The 19,065-nt window shown below is 71.1% G+C and carries 18 protein-coding genes; 9 read left to right on the top strand and 9 right to left on the bottom strand.

The window, feature by feature from the left end; genetic code table 11:
• Positions 1 to 275, bottom strand: a 275-nt coding sequence (locus tag E1298_RS28160; protein ID WP_165975698.1) for an ATP-binding protein, incomplete at its 3' end; no start/stop codon positions are given.
• A gap of 5 nt (positions 276 to 280) precedes the next feature.
• Positions 281 to 424 (bottom strand): hypothetical protein, encoded by a 144-nt coding sequence (locus tag E1298_RS48445; protein ID WP_165975697.1) that lies wholly within the window; start codon positions 422 to 424, stop codon positions 281 to 283.
• 246 nt (positions 425 to 670) lie between these two features.
• Here E1298_RS48445 and E1298_RS28155 point away from each other — a divergent pair, with 246 nt between their 5' ends.
• From E1298_RS28155 to E1298_RS28145, 3 genes are all read left to right on the top strand, one after another.
• A complete protein-coding gene (locus tag E1298_RS28155) occupies positions 671 to 1,498 on the top strand; it encodes a helix-turn-helix domain-containing protein (RefSeq protein WP_131898494.1) in 828 nt (275 codons plus the stop codon).
• The gene (locus E1298_RS28150; protein WP_131898502.1) at positions 1,482 to 1,673 is read left to right on the top strand and encodes a DUF397 domain-containing protein; all 192 of its coding nucleotides are present in this window, start codon (positions 1,482 to 1,484) and stop codon (positions 1,671 to 1,673) included. The genes E1298_RS28155 and E1298_RS28150 overlap by 17 nt, the downstream gene beginning before the upstream one ends.
• An 80-nt stretch (positions 1,674 to 1,753) precedes the next feature.
• Positions 1,754 to 1,963, top strand: a complete 210-nt coding sequence (locus tag E1298_RS28145; protein ID WP_131898492.1) for a DUF397 domain-containing protein — start codon at positions 1,754 to 1,756, stop codon at positions 1,961 to 1,963.
• A 20-nt stretch (positions 1,964 to 1,983) separates the two neighbouring features.
• Here E1298_RS28145 and E1298_RS28140 read toward each other — a convergent pair whose 3' ends face one another.
• Positions 1,984 to 2,454: a DUF6194 family protein gene (locus tag E1298_RS28140; RefSeq protein ID WP_131898490.1), complete on the bottom strand. Its 471-nt coding sequence runs from the start codon at positions 2,452 to 2,454 to the stop codon at positions 1,984 to 1,986.
• An 87-nt stretch (positions 2,455 to 2,541) separates the two neighbouring features.
• On the opposite strand from E1298_RS28140, the gene E1298_RS28135 reads away from it, so the two are divergent.
• A complete protein-coding gene (locus tag E1298_RS28135; protein WP_207944875.1) occupies positions 2,542 to 3,273 on the top strand; it encodes a MerR family transcriptional regulator in 732 nt (243 codons plus the stop codon).
• 132 nt (positions 3,274 to 3,405) lie between these two features.
• Here E1298_RS28135 and E1298_RS28130 read toward each other — a convergent pair whose 3' ends face one another.
• Positions 3,406 to 5,538 (bottom strand): MMPL family transporter, encoded by a 2,133-nt coding sequence (locus E1298_RS28130; protein WP_243725858.1) that lies wholly within the window; start codon positions 5,536 to 5,538, stop codon positions 3,406 to 3,408.
• A gap of 181 nt (positions 5,539 to 5,719) precedes the next feature.
• Here E1298_RS28130 and E1298_RS28125 point away from each other — a divergent pair, with 181 nt between their 5' ends.
• Together E1298_RS28125 and E1298_RS28120 are read left to right on the top strand one after the other, a co-directional pair.
• Complete coding sequence (locus E1298_RS28125; RefSeq protein WP_131898484.1) at positions 5,720 to 6,868, top strand: cystathionine gamma-synthase; 1,149 nt, start codon at positions 5,720 to 5,722, stop codon at positions 6,866 to 6,868.
• A gap of 293 nt (positions 6,869 to 7,161) precedes the next feature.
• Positions 7,162 to 8,127 (top strand): alpha/beta hydrolase, encoded by a 966-nt coding sequence (locus E1298_RS28120; RefSeq protein ID WP_243725857.1) that lies wholly within the window; start codon positions 7,162 to 7,164, stop codon positions 8,125 to 8,127.
• A gap of 25 nt (positions 8,128 to 8,152) precedes the next feature.
• Here the strand turns inward: E1298_RS28120 and E1298_RS28115 are convergent, their stop codons facing one another.
• The 3 genes from E1298_RS28115 to E1298_RS28105 are packed head-to-tail and all read right to left on the bottom strand — an operon-like array spanning position 8,153 to position 12,277.
• Complete coding sequence (locus tag E1298_RS28115; RefSeq protein ID WP_131898482.1) at positions 8,153 to 8,713, bottom strand: hypothetical protein; 561 nt, start codon at positions 8,711 to 8,713, stop codon at positions 8,153 to 8,155.
• A gap of 27 nt (positions 8,714 to 8,740) precedes the next feature.
• The gene (locus E1298_RS28110; RefSeq protein WP_131898480.1) at positions 8,741 to 10,831 is read right to left on the bottom strand and encodes a vWA domain-containing protein; all 2,091 of its coding nucleotides are present in this window, start codon (positions 10,829 to 10,831) and stop codon (positions 8,741 to 8,743) included.
• Positions 10,832 to 10,855: 24 nt separating this feature from the next.
• Positions 10,856 to 12,277, bottom strand: coding sequence for a sigma 54-interacting transcriptional regulator (locus E1298_RS28105; protein ID WP_131898478.1), 1,422 nt, complete (start codon positions 12,275 to 12,277; stop codon positions 10,856 to 10,858).
• 162 nt (positions 12,278 to 12,439) lie between these two features.
• Between E1298_RS28105 and E1298_RS28100 the strand changes: the two genes are divergently transcribed.
• From E1298_RS28100 to ilvA, 3 genes are all read left to right on the top strand, one after another.
• Positions 12,440 to 13,651, top strand: a complete 1,212-nt coding sequence (locus E1298_RS28100) for an FIST signal transduction protein (RefSeq protein WP_131898476.1) — start codon at positions 12,440 to 12,442, stop codon at positions 13,649 to 13,651.
• Positions 13,648 to 14,619, top strand: a complete 972-nt coding sequence (locus E1298_RS28095) for an ROK family protein (protein ID WP_131898474.1) — start codon at positions 13,648 to 13,650, stop codon at positions 14,617 to 14,619. The genes E1298_RS28100 and E1298_RS28095 overlap by 4 nt, the downstream gene beginning before the upstream one ends.
• Positions 14,620 to 14,752: 133 nt before the next feature.
• A complete protein-coding gene (gene ilvA / locus E1298_RS28090; RefSeq protein WP_131898472.1) occupies positions 14,753 to 15,976 on the top strand; it encodes a threonine ammonia-lyase in 1,224 nt (407 codons plus the stop codon).
• A gap of 61 nt (positions 15,977 to 16,037) precedes the next feature.
• Here ilvA and E1298_RS28085 read toward each other — a convergent pair whose 3' ends face one another.
• Positions 16,038 to 17,459: a M1 family metallopeptidase gene (locus E1298_RS28085; protein ID WP_131898470.1), complete on the bottom strand. Its 1,422-nt coding sequence runs from the start codon at positions 17,457 to 17,459 to the stop codon at positions 16,038 to 16,040.
• 122 nt (positions 17,460 to 17,581) lie between these two features.
• A partial coding sequence (locus tag E1298_RS28080) for a M1 family metallopeptidase (RefSeq protein ID WP_341770653.1) occupies positions 17,582 to 19,065 on the bottom strand: 1,484 nt, incomplete at its 5' end.

The following is a 19,065-nucleotide window of genomic DNA, read 5'->3' as shown; positions in this document are numbered from 1 at the left end:
GGCTTGGGGAGCGTGGGGGAGGGGTCCCAGACTTCGATGCGCAGACCATTTGAGACTAGGAACATCCGCAGGGTGACCGACTGGTAGGGCGTCGCTCGGACGCTGTTGGTCAGGAGCTCCGAGACGATCAGGGCCGCGTCTTTCGCGACCGCGTGGGGGAGCGCCCACTGGAGGGCCTGGGCCTCGGCGATGAGGCGTGCCTGCCGCACGGTCTCCGGTATCGCGAGGAATCCGCGTCGCATGGCGGTAGGGCCTGCGGCGGTCTGCTCGAACATGGCGGTCACCGCCAGCCCTCCCGCCTGTCCCTGGCCAGCTCGTCCTGCTGGGCCATCAGGGCGCGGAGCGTGGGCATGTCGGCCGCGGCGAGCCTGGCCAGCAGACGGGCGTCACCCTTGGGAAGGGTTTCGGGACGCCGCAGGTGCACCACCCACAACTGTGCACCGGGCGGCTGGTAGGGCTCCGCCCAACGGCCGGCAGAAGGCTTTACGGCGGGGAGCGGATCTGTGTGATCTATGTAGTCGTCTCTGCGGGACTGTTCGAATTTCATCTCTGCGCTTGCCTTTGTCGCGGGCTTCTGTGTTCTGCGCCACAGACTGACCCGCGCCCTCTATGCTTGTCACTATTGACAGCACCTTCAGAAAGAACCCGTCCCCCCGGAAAGGTGTCGATCATGGTCCGGCCGTCCCCCGACCCGCACTCGTCGATCTACGCGTTCATGGCCTACTACCTGCGCTTCCTCCGCCTCCAGCATGGGGCGACGCAGGCCGAGGTCGGCGAGATCATCGGATGCTCGAACAGCCAAGTTTCCAAATACGAGTCCGGCGAGAAGCAGCTCGACGGCGGGCAATGCGCCGCTCTGGACAAATGGTGGAATACGGGCGGCCTGTTCACAATCATGCTGGGCTACGCAAAACTCGGAACCGACGCGAATGCCCCCACTCGCCTCAACCGGTATCAACGCAAGGCCGTCGCGCACTACATCTTCTCCAGCAGCCTCATACCGCTGCCGCTCCAGACCGAGGACTACGCGCGAGGGCTGCTGGAAGCCGGACATGCTGCTGGGTTCCTGGAGGATGTGGAGACTTCGCTTCAGGAGCGGATGGAGCTGCAGGCGGCCATCCTGGATGGCGACCCGGAGATCTGGGCTGTGCTGGAACAAGTCGCCCTGCGTCCGATGGGGAGCCGAGCCGTCATGACAGTCCAGTGGGACCATTTACTGCAAATGGGCAAGTCGTCCCAGGTGTCGATCCGGATCCTCCCGTCCACCGTCGCTCCGCACATCGGGATGGACGGCTCGTTCCACGGCTTCACGCTGCCTGGTCGACGTCCGGCGGCGTTCTCCGGAACCGCTCTGGGCGTGGGACGAGTCGTTGACGACCAGACGGAAGCGGCTAGCGTGGCCCTACGTTTCAATCGGATTGCTGCGCGGGCCTGGAACGAGGATCAGTCCCGCGAGTACCTGGCAGGGATGGGTGAGCATCATGACGACTTGGCGTAAGAGCACCTACAGCCAGACCAGTGGAACGACCGACTGTGTGGAGGTGGCTCGCCTTGCCCACCTCGTCGGTATCCGAGACAGCAAGAACCCCATGGCCTCGCACTTGGCCATCGGGCGTGGTGACCTGGCGGGCCTGCTCGGACGGATCAAGGCTGGCGAGTTGGACATGGAATAGTCCCCCAAGGCAAGGAACCCCCGGTCTCGGCCGGGGGTTTCACTTTTGAAGGACCTGACCGGCGAGATCTTGGAGTCATCGTGAGGAACGTCCGCTCAGCCGTCCGATGGCGTAAGAGCAGCTACAGCCAAGGTGGTGGCGCGACCGACTGTGTGGAGGTGGCTCGCCTTGCGCGGTGCGTTGGTGTCCGGGACAGCAAGGACCCCTCGGCTCCGCATCTGACCCTCGACCGTGGTGAGCTGGCGGTTCTGCTCGGGCGGATCAAGGGTGGTGAGCTGAACATGGAATAGTCCCCACGCCGGAACGTCCGTCAGGGGGCCGTGGGGTCGGTGCGGCGTTGGTGGCGTGTGCGGGCTAGGTGGTGAGCTTGGTGGAGTAGCTCTCGGGTTGCTGTTTCGGTACGTGGGCCCGGGTTCACTACTGCCAGCCAGCCGACGGTGCCGTAGACGGGGTGCGCGATCACTGTGTCGGGGGCGCTGGGGTCGGTGGTGGCTGGTTCGCGTGGCGCGTGGCCGGTCCAGCGGATGAACGCTTCTTTTCCGGCGGAGATGTTCACGCGGAAGGTGTCCGGCCGGTCCAGGCGTGAGGCGTCGTCGCCGGGATAGTTCTTGGTCACGATCGTTGCGAAGGGTTGGGTCGTCGCCGGGGTGACACCGTCAGGTGCGTAGTAGAAGAACGTGTCGCCCCAGGTGAGCTCCGGGGAGCCGTCGCCGGGTGCGGGTCTGATGGTCAGGACGCCGTCGAGGCCGCCGACGAGGGCGATGATCTCGTCCATGGTCATGTGCTCAAGCGTGGCATTAAGGTGCCCGTGGAGGCTTTGAGGCTGAGACTGAGGGGTTTCGGGGTGCCAGGTCTCAAATCGCGGGGCATGCGTACGGCCGATGTCGCGCGGCTTGCCGGGTGCTCCGTCCAGCAGGTGCGCAATCTTGAGCGCGACGGTGTGCTGCCGCCGGTGACCCGCACGGCCACGGGCTACCGGATCTATGAAGAGGTACATCTGCAGTTCGCGCTGGCCTATCGGGGCCTCGCGGCAGGTGTGGGGCCGGGCGAGGCCAAGGAGATCGTTCGGGCCGTTCGTTCGTCGGGGGTCGCGCGGGTGCTCGCCCTGCTCGACGCGGCGCACGCTCGGCTCGACGCGGAGCGCGCGGAGCTGAGGCGGGCCGAAGAGGCCGCCCGGGCGATCTCCAGTGAGCCGATCGAAGCCGTCCGCGCGTCGGATTCGATGAGCGTCTCCGAGCTCGCCGGCGCCCTCGGTGTGCGGCCCTCGACCCTGCGGCACTGGGACGCGGAGGAGCTTGTCGTTCCCGACCGCGAGCCCGCGCGGGGGACGCGACGCTACACGCCCGCCCAGGTGCGGGATGCGCGGATCGTTCACCAGTTGCGCGGGGCCGGTTACCGCATCGCGCCCCTCCGGGCCCTCATGCCCGAGTTGCGCCGTGCCCGGCGGTTGGAGGAGGTCGGCGCCGCGCTGGCTGCCAGGGGCGCCGGTATTACGGCTCGCTCCAAGGCACTCCTGGACGGTGCCGCCGCACTCAGCGTTGTCCTCTCGGCGGCCACGTCAGACGAGGGTGACGGACGGCAGCACGAAGGCGGGACGTAGGCCCGGCAACGAGGAAACCCCCGGCTTGGCCGGGGGTTTCCTGTTTCTTGGAAGGTGTCGGGTTGCGGGGTCCCGGTCTGTGGGCGGCATTTCTGACCGGGGCCCCGCAACCCGACGTCTGGGGGAGACCGCCTAGTAGCGGTATCCGGACTGGGCGTACTGGTCCTGCATCGGGTCCGGGCCCTTGGTCTTCTTGGGCTCGTCGCCGTGGCCCGGCCACCAGGCCTTGTGGCCCAGCATCGCGGTGATGCCCGGGACCAGGAACGTCGACATCACGAAGGCCGACAGGGCGATGCCGACCGCGACCGAGAAGCCCATCTGCTTGAGCATCGAGACCGGGGCCAGCAGCATCACCGAGAAGGTGCCGGCGAGGATCAGGCCCGCCGCGGCGACCGTGGGGCCGCCGTGCTGGACGGCCAGGGCGGCGGCCTGGCGCGGCTCGTGGCCCTCCTTGGCCTCCTCGCGGAGCCGTGCGGTCATCAGGATGTTGTAGTCGGTCCCGATGGCCAGCACGAACAGGTAGAGGATGATCGGCAGCTGGAAGATCACGCCGGTCTCGCCCTGCATGCCCTGGAAGACGTACACCGCCGAGCCGAGCGTCGCGGCGAAGCCGACCAGGACGGAGATGACCAGGTAGATCGGTGCGACCACCGACCTCAGCAGCAGGGCCAGGATCAGGGCGATCAGGATCGCCGCCACGGGCAGGATGACCTTCAGGTCGCGGTTGTTGACCGTGTTGATGTCGGCGAAGACCGCCGTCTGGCCGCCGACATAGGCCCTGGTGCCCTGCGGCGCCGCCTTGTGCACGGCGGGCGTCAGGTCGTCCTTGACCAGGGTGATCGAATCGTTGGACACGGGGTTGGACTTGAGCAGCAGGTCGACGCGGGCGACGGACTTGTCCTGGCCGGGGACGGCCTGCTGCACCTTGCCGACGCCCGGTGCGCTCTTGGCCTTCTGGCTGAAGGAGCTGAGCTGCCCCTGGGTGATCGGCTGCCCGTTGTTGCTCTTGATGAACACCTGGACGGGCGTGGTGAGGCCGGGCGGGAAGCCCTTCTCCATCTCCTTGGTGGCCTGCGCCGACTCGGTGTCCTGCGGGAAGCCCGCGGCGAAGTCGTAGTCGGCCTTGAAGCCGAGGGCGCCGGCGGCCAGCCCGAGCATCACGATTCCGGCGAGCAGCGCGGCCATCGCGGGACGCTTGCCGACGCCGCGGCCGATCGCCGCGGAGATCGTGCCCTTGGGCTGCTTCTTCCACGCCTTGGACGGCCAGAACACCGCCGTGCCGAGCAGCGAGACGATCGCCGGGAACAGCGTCAGCGAGGTGATGCCCATCACGATGACGGCGATGGCGAGGGCCGGGCCCCAGGCGCTGAAGACCCCGAAGGTGGCCAGCAGGAGCACCAGGAAGGTGACGGCGATGGCGGCGGCGGCCGAGGAGATGACCTCGCCGACGCGGTCCACCGCGGTGATCATCGCGGTCTTCTTGTCGTCCCCGGCCCGCAGCCGTTCGCGGAAGCGGAACATCAGGAACAGGTAGTAGTCGGCGCCGATGCCGAACAGCACGATCAGGATGATCGTGTTGAGGCTGTCGTCGCCGGAGAACCCGAAGATCTTCGACGCGGTGCCGATCAACCCCATGGCGACCTGCATCGTCACCATGATCACGACGATCGGCAGGATCGCCGCGATAGGCGCCCGGAAGATCAGCAGGATCAGGCCGATGATCAGCACGAAGGTGGCGATGCCGACGATCTCGAAGGACTTGTTGAAGGAGTCCTCGTTGTCGACGAAGCCGGCGACGTCACCGCCGACCTTGGCCTCCAGCCCGCTGCCCTTCAGCAGCGGTGTCAGGTCCTTGCGGATCTGTTTGACCGCGTCGCCCTGCTTCTCGCTCTCGCTCTGCGAGGTGCCCTTCATCGGCACCATGATCACTTGGACGGCCTTGTTCGCGGCGACCGTCTCCGGTCCCGCCGCGAAGTTCTGGACCGTCGGCGGCTTCTTGGCGTTGAGCGTGTTGGCCGTCCGGTCGACCTTGGCCGTGTCGGTGGCCGTGAGCGGCTTGCCGTCCGACCGCTTCACCACGATCAGCGAGGAGGTGTCCTCCTGCTGCGGGAACGCCTTCTCGGCGATCTTGATCGCCTGGACCGACTCGTACTTGGACGGCAGGAAGTCGCCCTGGTCGGACTCGGTGGTGAGCTTGGGCGACAGGGTGATGATGAGTACCGCGGCCGCGAGCCAGGCAACGATCGTCCACCATGGATGTCTCACGACGAAGCGCGCGAGCCGAGCAAACATGCGTTTTCCCTCAATCGTGGTCGTCTGGGATACCTCTAAACCGTAGAGACCAGATACCCAAATGTGGTCAACCCACCAGTCGAACTATGGGCTGATACTTAGGGGGGAGTACCTCCTCCTCCAGGAGGGCGGGCAGGTGGATAGCCTCGTCCGCATGGACAACGAGGTTCAGCGGGGGTTCGAGACCCTGGCCATCCACGCCGGCCAGGAGCCGGACCCCGCCACGGGGGCGGTCGTGCCGCCGATCTACCAGGTCTCGACGTACAAGCAGGACGGCATCGGGGGGCTGCGCGGCGGCTACGAGTACTCGCGATCGGCCAACCCGACGCGTACGTCGCTGGAGGTATGCCTGGCCGAGGTGGAGGCGGGGGCGCGGGGGCTGGCGTTCGCCTCCGGGCTCGCCGCGGAGGACGCGCTGCTGCGGACGGTCTGCCGCCCCGGCGACCATGTGATCATCCCCAACGACGCGTACGGGGGCACTTACCGGCTCTTCGCGAAGGTGGCCGAGCCGTGGGGCGTGGGGTTCGACCCCGTGCCGCTCGGCGACCTGGAGGCGGTGCGGGCGGCGGTTCGTCCGGACACGAAGATCATCTGGGTGGAGACGCCGACGAACCCGCTGCTCGGGATCGCCGACATCGCCGCGCTCGCGGCCGTGGCGCACGGCGCGGGCGCGCTGCTGGTCGTCGACAACACCTTCGCCTCGCCGTACCTGCAGAGGCCCCTGGCGCTCGGCGCGGACGTGGTCGTCCACTCCACCACCAAGTACATGGGCGGGCACTCCGACGTGGTCGGCGGGGCCCTCATCGCCGCGGACGAGGCGCTCGGGGAGCGGCTGGCGTTCCACCAGAACGCCATGGGCGGCGTCGCGGGCCCGTTCGACGCCTGGCTGACCCTGCGCGGGATCAAGACGCTGGGCGTGCGGATGGACCGGCACTGCGCCAACGCCGAGCGGATCGTGGAGATGCTCACCCGGCATCCCGCCGTCCGGTCCGTCCTTTACCCGGGGTTGCCCGGCCACCCGGGCCATGACGTCGCCGCCAAGCAGATGAAGGCGTTCGGCGGCATGGTCTCGTTCCGGATGGAGTCGGAGGAGGCGGCCGTGCGGGTCTGCGAGCGGACGAAGCTGTTCACGCTCGGCGAGTCGCTGGGCGGCGTCGAGTCGCTGATCGAGCATCCGGGGCGGATGACGCACGCGTCGGCGGCGGGCTCGCCGCTGGAGGTCCCCGGCGACCTGGTGCGCCTGTCGGTCGGGATCGAGGACGTGGAGGATCTTCTCAGGGACCTGCGCGCGGCCTTGGACTAAGCGGCCGTGGACGGGCGCTGAGCTGGGAGAACGTCACCGGCGGCCAGGTAGGCGTACCTGGCCGCCCGGTGAATGGATTCCAGGCGAAACTAGGGCAAACCACCAGACATCCCCGCATCGCACTTGATCAAACATCTATGATGTGCGCGCCAGGTTCCATCAAGAAAGGGCCCGGGGTGCGCAAAGTACTGGTCAGTGGTGCGGCCTTCGCCGCGACGTGTCTGTCCGCTGTCGCCGTTCCCGCAGGGGCCGGCGCCACGCCCTCGCCGACGCCCTCGGCTCCCGTCCCGACGGTGTCCCCGTCCGAGGACACCGGGACCATCCCGCCCTCCGGCGGCCCGGAGACCGGCGGGACCTCGCCCTCGGCGCCCCCCACGTCGCCGGGGAACCCGGGCGGACCGTCCGGGGCCGGGACGACGGACGGCGTCGTGTCCGCCAAGGCCGTGATGGTCACGCCCAGGCTCCCGAAGTCCAAGACCTACGCCTACGGCAAGGCCGCCCGCCAGCGCATCGACGCCTACTGGCAGCCGGCGGCGCCCAAGGCCAAGGTCAAGCCGCGTCCGGCCGTCCTGGTCCTGCACGGCGGCTACTGGCTGGAGGGCGACAAGAGCGGCTGGAAGTACTTCGCGCGGCGGCTGACCCGGCAAGGCTACGTCGTCCTGGCGGCGAACTACCGGCTGGCCCCGGCGGCCAAGTGGCCCGCGCAGCGCAACGACGCGATGGCCGCGCTCGCCTTCATGAAGAAGCACGCCAAGGTCTGGAACCTCGACCCGGCGCGGATCGCGGTGGTCGGCTCGTCCTCGGGCGGGATGCTGGCGACCCAGATCGGCACCTACGGCACCGGCACCCGGCAGGTGCGCGGCGTCATCGCCCTGTCCCCGCCGAACAACCCTTACCTGGCCTTCCAGGACGGCCTGAAACTCGACGCCACCCCCGCCCAGCGCAAGCTGCGGAGGGCCGTGGTGGACCTCGTCCGCTGCACCCCCGGCGACGCGGCGGGCGCAGCCTGCTGGAAGCGGATGGAGGACACCAACTCCGCGAGCCACGCAACCCCGGGCGACGCCCCGATGCTGCTCATGCACGCCAGCGGCGACTTCGTCCCCGTCACGCAGAGCACGGGCCTCGCGAGCGCCCTGCGCGCCGCGGGCGTCCCGGCGACGGTACGGGTCGTGCCCGGCGAGATGCACGCCTCCGACCTGCTGAACGACGAGCGCACCTACTCCGAGGTCCTCACCTGGCTCCGGACCCGCCTGAGGTGACGCCCCGCGCCGGACGAGGCGCGGGTCAGTTCCACACCATCAGGACGAGGATCACCAGCCACAGGAGCGCGACCACGCCGGACATCGCGGCGATCCGGCCGCGCTCGACCTGGGCGATGTCGGCGCCCCCCGCGACCGCCACGGGCGCCGTCGTCCCGGCCGCCGGGCCGCCCCCGGCCTCGGCGCGCTCCTCGCCGCCCTTGCCCTCTTTGTCGCCCTTGACCGCCTCGGTGGCCGGACGGGGCGCCACCGGAGCCGCCGCCCCGGCGCCGTCCAGCAGGTGCACCGCCTTCCGCTGGTCGCGCTCCACGATCAGCAGCAGCACCAGCGCGACGACGAACAGCGTCATCGACACCGTCAGCCACACCTGCGCGAAGTCGCCCTTCGCCAGGAACAGCCCGAACAGGAAGATGCCCAGTGTGCCCAGGCCATAGATCTGTGTCGTGCGGTGGAGATAGCGCACCACGGTCACGTTCCGCTTGCGGATGTAGCGGGGGGTGGACATGGTCGCGGCGGTCAACGGCCCCAGCGTGAAGATCGCGAAACCGATGTGCAGGACCAGCAGCAGGCGATCGGAACTCGACATGACGCCGACCCTAACCTCCGGGAAGCCTCAGCGGCGGCCGCGCCGCACCCGGAGGTAGTCGCTCACGACGTACTCGCCGAGCCGGTCGGCGTCGGGCGCGAACACCCGGCCGCCGTTGCGCCGCGCGACCTCCTCCACGAACGACACGAGCCGCCGGTCCTCGGCGAGCATGAAGAAGTTCATGCAGGCGCCGCGCCGCGTCATCTTGTCGACCTCGGCGAGCGTGAGCACCAGCGTGTCGGCGGACGGCGGGTAGTCGAACAGGGACCGGCCGTCCGGACGCAGGTGCGCGGTCGGCTCGCCGTCGGTCACCACCAGGACGATCGGCTCGAAGTCGGGATGCCGGTCCAGATGCCGTCCCGCGATCATCAGCGCGTGGTGCAGGTTGGTGCCCTGCACCATGTCCCAGTCGAGCCCCGCCATCTCCGTCGGGTGCAGCACCCGCGCGTAGTTGGAGAACCCGATGATCTGGATCGCGTCCTGCGGGAACTTGCTCGTCACCAGCGTGTGCAGGGCGAGCGTCGTCTGCTTGGCCGCCGCCCACGTCCCGCGCAGCACCATCGAGTACGACAGGTCGACCAGCAGGCACACGGCCGCGCCGGTGCGCCGCTCGGTCTCGTGCACCTCGAAGTCGTCCACGCCCAGCCGCACGCCGCGCGGCCGCCGCGTGCCGTTCCCGTTCCCGGCCTCGGGTCCGGGTCCGGCCCCGTTCCCGTTCAGTGCCACGCCACCCTCGATGGGTGCGGCCGGCTCCGTCGCGGCGGCGGGCGCGCTCGTGACGAGCCCGGCGGCGCCGTCCATGGCGCTGCGGCGGATCGCGTTGCTCACCGTCCGGACGACGTCGAGCGGCTGCTCGTCGCCGAACCGCCACTCGCGGCTCGCGCCGGTCAGCTCGCCCGCCTGGCCCGCGTCCCGCTGCTCGTGGTCGCCCTGCCGGGCCGAGGTGAGCTGGGAGAACACCCGGCGCAGCGCCGTCTCGCCGAGCCGCCGCACCGCCTTGGGCGTCAGTTCGAGACGGCCGCGCCTGCGCCGCAGGTAGCCCTGCCGCTCCAGCTCGGCCTCGATGCGGCGCAGCGCGTTCAGGTCGTCCACCGACTGGCGGCCGAGGGCCCGCCGGACGGCCTCCTCGTCGATGTCGTCCAGCCGCGCGCCCGGATAGTCCTGCCCGAGCGCCGACTCCAGCTCGGCCAGGTCGGCGAGCTCGGCCAGCGCGGCCGTCGCGTCGCCCACCCCGAGCGGGTCGTCCCCGGTCATCTGCTCGGGGCTGCCCCATCCGAGGTCGGGCCGCCGGACCCGCAGCGCGTCGCCCAGCCGGGACATCTCCATCGCGAGGCCCGCGTCCTGCATGGCCTGGTCCATCAGCCCGGCCAGCTCCGCGCGCTGCTCCGGGCTCAGCGAGGCGAGCAGCCGGTCCATCGCGGCGGCGCGCCGGGCGAGCGCGTCGACCAGCTGCTCCAGGTTCTGCGGACGGTCGGGGAAGAAATCCCCGTACTCCTGCATGAAGCGGTCGAAGTCGTCCTGGGTGTGCTCGCCGCGCGCGTCACGTTCCAGCATCGCGTTCAGCGCGGCCATCATGTCCTTGACCCGCTGCATGGCCGCCGGGTCCTGGTTCTGCAGGGCCTGCTTCATGCCCTGGAACTGCGCGTCCAGGACCTCGCGCCGCAGCAGTTCCTTCAGCTGCTCGAACGTCGCGCGGGCCGCGTCGGACCGCCACTGGTAGTCCGACAGCCGCCGGATCGCCTGGGACGTGTCGTCCGGCAGCGCGTCCAGCTCCGCCTCGCGCAGCCTCGCGTCGTCGCTCGGATCGGGGAACAGCTCCGCCCGCTCCTGCCCGATGGCGGTGTCCAGCAGCGCGCGCGCCTGCTCCAGGGTGCCGTCGAGACGGCCCCTGTCGCGCAGCGAACGGCGCCGCTCGCGCACGTCCCGGAGCAGGTCGTCGAGACCGCGGCGGCCCTGCGCGCCGGGCAGGCCGCGCCGCAGCAGCTCGCGGAGCGCGTCGTCCGGGCGGGTACCGTCCAGCACCGAGTCGCCCATGGCGTCCAGAGCGTCGCGGACGTCGTACGGCGGGGCCAGCGGGTCGGGCCCGTCCTCGTACGCGCCGTACCGATAGCGGCTCATCGCATCTCCTTGCGGCTGGAGACCTCAGGTGCGGTAGGTGGCCGTCCCGTCGGCTCGTCCTTCGGAGACGTCCTTCGACAGGCGCCGGGTGAGGAACAGCCCCTCCAGGGCGAACTCCAGCGCGGCCGCGGCCTGGCCGGGGGAGTCCCCGCTCATGCCGAGCCTCTCCATGATCTTGGCGAGCCCGGGGACCCGGCCGATGCGGCGCAGCAGCTCCGCCGCGGACACGAGCTCGCCCGACTCGACCCGCTCGCCGGAGTCGAACTTGTCGAGCAGCCCGGTCAGGTCGGCGGCGCCCAGCGTCCGCCGGTAGGTCTCGGCGACCGCCCGGCGCAGCAGGTGCTCCAGCACCTCCTGCTCGCGGCCCTCCTCGCTGACCTCGAACTCCACCTTGCCCATCAGCGACGGGACGATCGATGGCAGGTCGCACACGCGCGCGACCGCGCGCTCCTCACCGGTGAGCGCCGCGCGCCGCACCGCGCCCGCGGCGACGGTCTCGGCGCCCGCCAGCGCGAACCGCGCCGACACGCCCGAGCGGGCGTCCACCGCGGTCGACTCGCGGACGAGCCGGGTGAACCGGCCCATCACCTCGACCAGGTGGTCGGGCACCTCGGCGGGCAGCCCCGCGAGGTCGGCGAAGTCGGCCTCCTGCCGGATGAGCGCCAGCTCGGCGTCCAGCTCCAGCGGGTAGTGCGTGCGGATCTCGGCGCCGAAGCGGTCCTTCAGCGGGGTGATGATGCGGCCCCGGTTGGTGTAGTCCTCCGGGTTGGCGCTGGCGACGAGCAGCACGTCCAGCGGGAGCCGCAGCGCGTAGCCGCGGACCTGCACGTCGCGCTCCTCCAGGACGTTCAGCAGCGACACCTGGATCCGCTCGGCCAGGTCGGGCAGCTCGTTGATGGAGAAGATCCCGCGGTTGGTGCGCGGGACCAGGCCGAAGTGGACGGTCTCCGGGTCGCCGAGCGTGCGGCCCTCCGCCACCTTGATGGGGTCGACGTCGCCGATGAGGTCGCCGACGCTGGTGTCGGGCGTGGCGAGCTTCTCCCCGTACCGCTCGCTGCGGTGCTTCCACTCGACGGGCAGGTCGTCGCCCTTGGCGTCCGCCAGCCGGCGGCACCGGACGCACACCGGCTCGTACGGATGGTCGTTGATCTCGCAGCCGGCCACGACCGGGGTCCACTCGTCCAGCAGCCCGGCCAGGGTGCGGATCAGCCGCGTCTTGCCCTGCCCGCGCTCGCCCAGCAGCACCAGGTCGTGCCCCGCGAGCAGGGCGCGCTCCAGATGCGGCAGGACGGTGTCGTCGAAGCCGAGGATCCCGGGGAACCTCGGCTCTCCCGATCTCAGCCGGTCGAGCAGGTTGTGGCGGATCTCGGCCTTCACCGATCGCTGGACGTGACCGCTGGTGCGCAGATCGCCCAGTGTGGTCTCGCGGGGTGTGGATGGACGCACGCGATCGACATTACGTCGCCGATGCGCGGAATCGCACCCTCCCTCCGAGGTTTCGTCAGTCGCTGACGGGCCGCGCCCGCGCGGGTTGGGTCCAGGGCCCGCGGCGGGGGAGACTGGATGATGTGAGTCGATCCGGTACACGGAGTGGGGGAGGCGGCGCCGATGGCGCGATTCGGTGACGGCCTGGCCCTCGGACCAGACCTTTCCAGGGCCGCCGCGTCCGCGGTGGAGCAGGCGATGGCGCCGCTGAGCGCGCCGCCCGACCTCGTCTGCGTCTTCGTCTCCGGGGACGATCCCGAGGCGATAGCGGAGGCGGCCCGGCGCGCGACCGAGGCGGCGGCGTCCGCGGTGGTGCTGGGGTGCAGCGCGTCCGGGGTGATCGGCGCCGGGCGCGGCGTCGAGGAGGCGGGCGCGGTCAGCGCCTGGGCGGCGGTGCTGCCCGGCGCGCGCCTCGAACCGTTCCGGCTGGAGACGCTCAAGGCCGAGGACCGGCTGATCGTCGTCGGCATGCCGGAGGGCCGCGACGACGACGTGGTCGGCGTTCTGCTCGCCGACCCCTACAGCTTCCCGGTGGACGCCTTCGTCGAGCGGTCCGACGACGCGCTGCCCGGCCTGCCGCTGGTCGGCGGCCTCGCCGAGGGCAACGACCGCGGCGACACGCGGCTGTTCGTCGGCGGCGAGGTGTTCGAGGACGGCGCCGTCGGGCTGGTGATCGGCGGCTCCGTCGCCGCCGCCACCGTCGTCAGCCAGGGCGCCCGCCCGATCGGCCCCGACATGGTCGTGACGCGCGCCGACGAGAACGTCCTGTACGAGCTGGCCGGCGTGCCCGCGCTGGAGAAGCTGGAGCAGATCGTCCTCGGCCTGCCGGAGGAGGAGCGGGAGCTCGCCGGGCGCGGCCTGCTGATCGGCGTGGCCATGAACGAGTACGCCGACGAGCACGAGCACGGCGACTTCCTCGTCCGCGGCGTCGTCGGCGCCGACAGCGACAGCGGCGCCATCGCGATCGGCGACGTCGTCGATGTCGGACGGACCGTCCGGTTCCAGGTCCGCGACGCGGGCGCCGCCGAGGAGGACCTCGCCGCGCTCCTCGAACGGTTCGACCTCACCCCGGTCGAGGGCGCGCTGCTGTTCTCGTGCAACGGGCGCGGCCAGGCGATGTTCCCCGACTCCGACCACGACGCGAAGGTCCTCGACCGCGCGTTCGGGCCCGCCGGGGTCGGCGGCTTCTTCGCCGCGGGCGAGATCGGCCCGGTGGCCGGACGCAACCACGTGCACGGCTTCACCGCGTCCATCCTCGCCTTCGGCCCGTCCGGGGATTCCTCCTACGGCCCGTCCGGGGATTCCGGCTTCGGCCCGTCCGGGGACGGCGTGTGATCGACCTGACCTCACCTGACCCGACCTCACCCGTCCTGGCCATCGACATCGGCGGGACGAAGCTGGCCGCGGCCCTCGTCGAGCCCGGCGGCCGCGTCGCCGTCTACGACCGGGTCGACACCCCGCAGGCCCCCGGCCTGGACGCCGACGGGCTGTGGCGGACGCTGGAGTCGCTGCTGGACAAGCTCGTCGCCGACGCCGGGTCGCCGCGGCTCGCGGGCGTCGGCGTCGGCTGCGGGGGCCCGATGACCTGGCCCGCCGCCGAGGTCTCCCCGCTCAACATCCCCGCCTGGCAGGGCTTCCCGCTGCGGGAGCGGCTCCGCGCCCGGTACGCGGGCCTGCCCGTCCGCATCCACAACGACGCGATCTGCGTCGCGGTCGGCGAGCACTGGCGCGGCGCGGGCCGGGGCCGCGGCAACGTCCTCGGGATGGTGGTGTCGACCGGCGTCGGCGGCGGCCTCATCCTGGACGGACGGCTCGTCGACGGCGCCAGCGGCAACGCCGGGCACATCGGGCACGTGGTCGTCGATCCGGACGGGCCGCCCTGCAAGTGCGGGGGACGCGGCTGTCTGGAGGCCGTCGCACGCGGCCCCGGGCTCGTCGCGTGGGCGCAGGAGCAGGGCTGGCGGCCCGGCCGCCGGGACGTCACGGGCGTCGAGCTGGCCGCCGACGCCCGCCGCGGCCATCCCGTCGCCATCGCCGCGATGCGCCGCGCGGGCCGCGCCATCGGCATCGCCATCGCCTCCGCGACGCACCTGTGCGACCTGGAGGTGGCCGCGATCGGCGGCGGCCTGTCCCAGGCGGGAGCGCTGCTCTTCGACCCCCTGGAGGAGGCGTTCAGGACGCACGCCCGGATGGAGTTCGCGCGCCAGGTGCAGGTCGTCCCCGCGGCCCTCGGCCAGACCGCCGGCCTCATCGGCGCCGCCGCCCTCGTCTTCGCCGCCGACCGCTACTGGAGCGCCGACTGACCCGCTACTGGAACGCCGGACCGATCTGCCACTGGAACGCCGGACCGGTCCGCTGCGGGAACGCCGGACCGGTCCCCGCGATTCGACCGTTACGCGCAACTCGACGGGTCCGGACCCGTGGGAAGATCAGGGAATGACCCTCGTCAGCGTCGACGACATCCGGGCCGCCCGCGTGCTGCTCCGCGACGTGGCCGTCAACACCCCCATGATCCGTTCGCGCGTGCTGTCGGAGGCCATCGGCGGCCCCGTCCTGCTCAAGTGCGAGAACCTCCAGCGGACCGGCTCGTTCAAGATCCGGGGGGCGTACGTGCGGATCGCGCGGCTGAGCGAGGCCGAGCGCGCCGGCGGCGTCGTCGCGGCGAGCGCGGGCAATCACGCCCAGGGCGTCGCGCTGGCGGCGTCCATGCTCGGATGCAAGGCCACGGTGTTCATGCCGGAGGGCGCGCCGCTGCCGAAGGTGGCCGCGACCCGCGGCTACGGCGCCGACGTGGTCTTCCCCGGGCCGACCGTGGACGACTGCCTGGTCGCGGCGCGCGACTACGCCGAGGAGCGCGGCGCCGTCTTGATCCACCCGTTCGACCACCCGGACGTCGTCGCCGGGCAGGCCACGATCGGGCTGGAGATCCTGGAGCAGGAACCGGGCGTGCGGACGGTCGTCGGGGCCGTCGGGGGCGGTGGGCTGATGTCGGGCATCGCCGCCGCGCTCAAGGGCGTGGTGAAGGAGACCGGCCGCGACGACATCAAGGTGGTCGGCGCGCAGGCCAAGCGCGCGGCGGCGTTCCCGGCGTCGCTGGCGGCGGGCAGGCCGACGCGGATCGAGATCCAGCCCACCATGGCGGACGGCATCGCCGTCGGACGGCCGGGCGACCTCACCTACGGCCTGTTCACCGACCTGGTGGACGCGGTCGTCACGGTGACGGAGGAGTCGATCTCGCAGGCGCTGCTGCTCTGCCTCGAACGCGCCAAGCAGGTCGTGGAGCCCGCCGGCGCCGCGGGCGTCGCGGCGCTGCTGGAGCACTCCTACGCGGTGCGGACCCCGGTGGTCGTGCTGCTGTCGGGCGGCAACATCGACCCGCTGCTGCTGTCGAAGGTGCTGCGGCACGGCCTGGCGGGCGCGGGCCGCTACCTGGTCGTCCGCTGCCGGCTGAAGGACCGCCCCGGCGCCCTGGTGACGCTGCTCGGCGAGCTGGCCGAGCTGGGCGTCAACGTGCTGGACGTGATGCACGAGCGGGTCGCCGCGCGGCTGCACGTCGAGGAGGCCGAGGTGCTCATGCACCTGGAGACGCGCGGCGCCGACCACTCCGAGGACGTCATCGGACGCCTCCGCGAGAAGGGCTACACCCTCAACCTCAGCTAAGACCGCCCTCAGCCGGTGCCATGGCGGTCCACCACGACACCGGCCGGCTGGGATGGCCGGTTTAAAGGTCGGGCTTGCCCTCGCTGTAGAGCCACTTCGTGGCCCAGCCGCTCAGGTCCTTGTGCGACAGCCTCGTGGCGAAGCGGACGAAGTCCTCCGTCGAGGCGTTGCCGTAGCGGTGGGCGGCGGGCCACTCCTTGAGCAGCCGGTGGAACGCCTTCTCGCCGATGATCGTGCGCAGGACGTGGACGGCCATCGCGCCCCGGTCGTAGACGAGCCCGTCGAAGATCCCGTTGCGGCCCGGGTCGGCGACCTTGCCCAGCCAGAGGGGGTCGCCCGCCCCGGCGGAGTAGACGCCGTCGAAGCTCTTCTGGACCGGCGTGCCGGAGAACCTCTCGGCGTACAGCCACTCGGAGTAGGTCGCGAAGCCCTCGTTCAGCCAGATGTCGGCCCACCGCTTCGGCGTCACCGAGTTGCCGAACCACTGGTGGCCCAGCTCGTGCGCCAGCAGGGCGCCGCCCGGGATGTCGCCGGGACGGCGCGTCTGGTCGTACACCGGGCGGCCCTGCGTCTCCAGCGCGTAGCCCACGCTCGCCTTGACGGCGATGCCGCCGGTCGAGGTGAACGGGTAGCGCCCGTACAGCGAGGTCTCGAAGTCCAGGACCTCGCCGGTCTGGTCGAGGAACTTCTTGGCGAGGTCCGGCTTGATGCCGAGCGACTGGTCGGTGGCGGTCAGGTTCGGGACGCCGTTGCCGGTGCGGCCGGTGAGGACGTCGAACTTGCCGAACGCGACCATCGTCAGCTCACTGGCCATCGGGTTGGGCACGTCCCAGCGCGAGACCGTCCAGCCCGCCCTGGTGAACCGGCCCTTGAGGTCGCCGTTGGCGAGGCCGGTGATGCTCTGCGGCGCCGTCAGCGTGTAGGTGTACGTCGCCTTGTCGGTCGGGTGGTCGTTCACCGGGAAGACCGTGGCCGCGCCGATCGGCTGGTTCAGCATGACGGCGCCGTCGGCCGTCGGTATCCAGCCGGACGTGCCCAGCGCCGGGTCGTCGATCGTCTGCGGGACGCCCGAATACGCGACGGTCACGGTGAAGCGGCCGTTCTTGCGCAGCCCCTTGCGCGGGGTGATCACCAGTTCCTGCGCGCCCGTCCGCTGGTAGGCGGCCCTGCGGCCGTCCACGGTCAGGGACGAGATCTTCAGCGGGCCGAGGAAGTCCAGGTCGAACCGGGACAGGTTCTGCGTGGCGCGCGCCGTGATCCTGGTGACGGCGGTGATGGCCTTGCTCTGCGGGTCGTACTTCAGGCCGATGTCGTAGTGGGCGACGTCGTAGCCGCCGTTGCCCATGTCCGGGAAGTAGGGATCCCCGGCGCCGGGCGCGCCGGGGGTGAAGTGTCCGGCGGCGCCCGCGGGCGCCGCCGACACCAGGAGTCCCGCGGAGGCGCACAGCGCCACGGCGGCCAGGGCTCTGGGGGATCTGCTCATCGACCTCGTCCTTGATGTGACGTCACGCTCGTTCCAAGAATTTCCCGTGTCCTGTCGCCGATCAAGTGCGATTCGGTCTCGAATCCCGGGGGTGGACGCTGAATCCGCCGTTTTGGGGCGATTCACCACTTCTTTGGCTTCGCCTTCGTGTAGAGCCAGGCGTCGAAGAGCCCGCCGAGCCTCTTGCCGGAGATCCTCTCGGCGAGCGCGACGAACTGCGGCGTGGTACCGGACGCGTGGCGCCGCTCGTCCGCCCACGTCCGCAGGATGGTGAAGAAGGACCTGTCGCCCACGCGGTCGCGCAGCGCCTGGAGGCACATCGCGCCGCGCACGTAGACCGAGAACCCGAACAGGCGGTCCGCGCCGCCGGGCCTGCCGGGCGGCGGGACGAAGATGGGCGAGCCCGCGGGCTGCCGGTAGTAGCGGTTGAAGATCTTCTTGGCGGAGTCCTTCTTGCCGCGCTCCCGCCAGAGCCACTCGGCGTAGGTGGCGAAGCCCTCGTTCAGCCAGATGTCGCGCCAGTCGCGCACGCTGACGCTGTCGCCGAACCACTGGTGCGCCAGCTCGTGGACGACGAAGTCCTCGTCCGGGACGAAGCCGCCGTAGACGGGACGCTCCTGCGTCTCCAGCGCGTAGTCGAGCCTCGGGTCATCGACGATCCCGCCCGCCGTCGCGAACGGGTACGGGCCGAAGACCGTGGCCTCCCACTTCAGCGCCCGGACCGTGAGGCTCTCCAGCTCCTTGGCGGCGGCCTTGAACCTCGGGTCCACGGCCGTGATCACCGGGATGCCCCCGGCCGTGGTCTCGCGCACCTCGAACCGCCCGATCGCGACCATCGCCAGGTAGCTGGCCATGGGCGACTCCTCGGCCCACTCGTAGGTGGTGGTCGCGCCGTCCGGGACGGTGCGGCCCGGCCGGCCGTTCGCCAGCACCCGCAAGTCCTTGGGGACGGTGACGCGGAACGCGTAGGTGGCCTTGTCGCGCGGATGGTCGTTCACCGGCAGCCAGGTCGGCGCGCCGTCCGGCTCGGCCACGATGATCGCGCCGTCCTTGGACGGGACCCAGCCGTAGGTGCCGAGCGACTCGTTGTGGATGGGCCCCGGCCTGCCCGAATACCGGACGACGGCCGTGAACGCGCGACCGGCGGGGATGGCCGAGGCGGGCGTGACCGTGAGCTCCTGGCCCTCGCGCCGGTACCGGACGGGCCGCCCGTCCACCGTCACGGCGACGATCTCCGGGCCGCGGTAGTCGAGGTTGAAGCCCGACAGGTGCTGCGTCGCCTTCGCGGAGATGGTCACGGTCGCGTCGACCGAGCCGGTCTTCGGCCCCGCGTACGCCAGCGCGACGTCGTAGTGGGCGACGTCGTAGCCGCCGTTCCCGGCGTCCTTGAAATAGGCGTCGCCCAGACCGGCGGCGCCCGGGATGCCCGCGCCGTCCTCCGCGACCTCCTGCTGCGCGCCCTCCTGCTGGACGGAGCCGGGCTGGATCGGAACGGGACGGTCCGGGGCGGACGGGGACCGGCCGCAGTCGTCCAGCGCGGTGCTCGTGCCCGGGGGAGTGTCGCCGGCGTGCCCGTGGGGCGGGGGCGGCATGGCGGTGGCCAGGG

The organism is Actinomadura rubrisoli, from assembly GCF_004349215.1.
Taxonomy (GTDB): Bacteria; Actinomycetota; Actinomycetes; order Streptosporangiales; family Streptosporangiaceae; genus Spirillospora; species Spirillospora rubrisoli.
Note: the sequence above shows the minus strand (reverse complement) of the source record. Positions and strands in the feature narration are given on the sequence as shown.

What these genes read in the sequence shown, in the direction of transcription:
- E1298_RS28140 (WP_131898490.1), bottom strand. Translation starts at nt 2,454, where the DNA reads ATGACCATGGACGAGATCATCGCCCTCGTCGGCGGCCTCGACGGCGTC.
- ilvA (WP_131898472.1), top strand. Translation starts at nt 14,753, where the DNA reads ATGACCCTCGTCAGCGTCGACGACATCCGGGCCGCCCGCGTGCTGCTC.
- E1298_RS28125 (WP_131898484.1), top strand. Translation starts at nt 5,720, where the DNA reads ATGGACAACGAGGTTCAGCGGGGGTTCGAGACCCTGGCCATCCACGCC.
- E1298_RS28135 (WP_207944875.1), top strand. Translation starts at nt 2,542, where the DNA reads ATGCGTACGGCCGATGTCGCGCGGCTTGCCGGGTGCTCCGTCCAGCAG.
- E1298_RS28100 (WP_131898476.1), top strand. Translation starts at nt 12,440, where the DNA reads ATGGCGCGATTCGGTGACGGCCTGGCCCTCGGACCAGACCTTTCCAGG.
- E1298_RS28115 (WP_131898482.1), bottom strand. Translation starts at nt 8,713, where the DNA reads ATGTCGAGTTCCGATCGCCTGCTGCTGGTCCTGCACATCGGTTTCGCG.
- E1298_RS28085 (WP_131898470.1), bottom strand. Translation starts at nt 17,459, where the DNA reads ATGAGCAGATCCCCCAGAGCCCTGGCCGCCGTGGCGCTGTGCGCCTCC.
- E1298_RS28155 (WP_131898494.1), top strand. Translation starts at nt 671, where the DNA reads ATGGTCCGGCCGTCCCCCGACCCGCACTCGTCGATCTACGCGTTCATG.
- E1298_RS28110 (WP_131898480.1), bottom strand. Translation starts at nt 10,831, where the DNA reads ATGAGCCGCTATCGGTACGGCGCGTACGAGGACGGGCCCGACCCGCTG.
- E1298_RS28150 (WP_131898502.1), top strand. Translation starts at nt 1,482, where the DNA reads ATGACGACTTGGCGTAAGAGCACCTACAGCCAGACCAGTGGAACGACC.